Annotated in this window: 1 protein-coding gene; it reads right to left on the reverse strand. The window is 65.5% G+C overall.

Annotated features, from left to right (window positions below):
• Nucleotides 1-2 precede the first annotated feature (2 nt).
• Nucleotides 3-1,403: an IS701 family transposase gene (locus UU7_RS16805; RefSeq protein ID WP_007810473.1), complete on the reverse strand. Its 1,401-nt coding sequence runs from the start codon at nucleotides 1,401-1,403 to the stop codon at nucleotides 3-5.
• Nucleotides 1,404-1,469: the final 66 nt, after the last annotated feature.

Consider the following 1,469-nt stretch of genomic DNA (forward strand, 5'->3'; position numbering starts at 1 on the left):
TTCTACTGTGTTATTAAACATGTCTGATGCTTCGGTGCGCCCTGCCGCAGCAAGGGCATCGTGACAGGTGTCGAGCAATCACGCGGGCGAGACGAAAGTGCACGGTCGCGATCGAGAGCGGCTGATGCCGCTGCATCGGCCCCAGCCCCACGCGGGCGGAAGCCTTCGGGTACGGCAGGCGCTTTGAATCGAGCGCGGTTTTTTTTACTGCCGCGCAGGCGCTCCAGGGTCAAAAAGCCATAGGCGGCGATGCACAGACTGGCGTGGTGATGAAAGCCGCGCCAGTTGCGTCCTTCGTAGTGGCCCAGGCCAAGTTCCTGCTTGAGTTCCAGGTAGTCCCGCTCGATCCGCCAACGGCCTTTGATAGCGCCGACGAGCGCCTGGAAGGTCGTGTCTTCCGGCAGCGTCGACAGCCAGTAGCGGAGCGGTTCGGCATCGCCGCGAGGCCATTCGATGACCAGCCATTCGGGATTCCGGGCGCGATCGTCGTGCGCGGTGACCACGCGCACGCGGGCAAAGCGGCCAGACAAGGTTTCTGCGCAGCCCTGTCGCCAGCGGATGGTGCGATACGCTCGCGCCGGCAGCGCCTTCGCCAAGGCCCGCACGTTGAGGGGGGAATGCGCCGCATCGCGCACCGTGCGCACGCGCGGGCGACCCCGCGCCGCCAGTGGCGGCGGGAGTGCCGGTTGGTGCGTACCCCACCACACCGCGGTGAGCGGCCGAATGCCCAGCGCGTAGATCAATCCCTGTTCACTCAGTTCATCGCGAAGCGCGCTGTCATCGCCATAGGCGGCATCGCCCAGCACCACGCCCCGGGGCACTTGGGCGGCGACCGCGGCGCGAATTTGGGCGGCGGCGATCTGGTTCTTGGTCAGAAAGCCCACCGACGAGGGCACGCCAGCATCGGCGCATCGCTGCGGATCGTTGCTCCACTCGGCGGGCAAGTAGAGCTGCCAGGCCAGCGGCAGGCTGTTTGAGTCCGTCGCCAACGACAGGCTCACCGCCACCCGGCAGTTATCGGTCTTGCCCGTCTGCCCGCAGTACTGGCGGGCCACTCCCACCGAATGCGTGCCCTTCTTCGGAAAGCCGGTGTCGTCGATGATCCAGAAGCAGAGCTCCGCGCCGCCACGCGTCAGCACCGGCAGCACCTGCTCGGCGACCGTGGCCAGTAAGGCTTCGTCGCTCCAGTCCGAGGTTGACACCAGATGGTGCATCGACTGATGGGTCGAACGCACATCCTGCGGGCGCACGCGCGCCGCCATCGGCTCCACGCTCTTGCGTCCGCCGGGCAGCATCAAACCTTGCAGGTACCAAGTGGCTGGTGCCGCCCGATCCGCATGCCCCAAGGACGCCGAGATCGCCTCGCCATAGCGCGCAAAGCGTGCTTCCAGACTCGTTCCCATGACCCACCTCCTTGCGTGTTGCTCGAAGATGGCGTCATCATGTCATGTTTTAATGACACAGTAGAA

It is taken from the genome of Rhodanobacter spathiphylli B39 (assembly GCF_000264295.1).
Lineage (GTDB): Bacteria > Pseudomonadota > Gammaproteobacteria > Xanthomonadales > Rhodanobacteraceae > Rhodanobacter > Rhodanobacter spathiphylli.

What these genes read in the sequence shown, in the direction of transcription:
- UU7_RS16805 (WP_007810473.1), bottom strand. Translation starts at nt 1,403, where the DNA reads ATGGGAACGAGTCTGGAAGCACGCTTTGCGCGCTATGGCGAGGCGATC.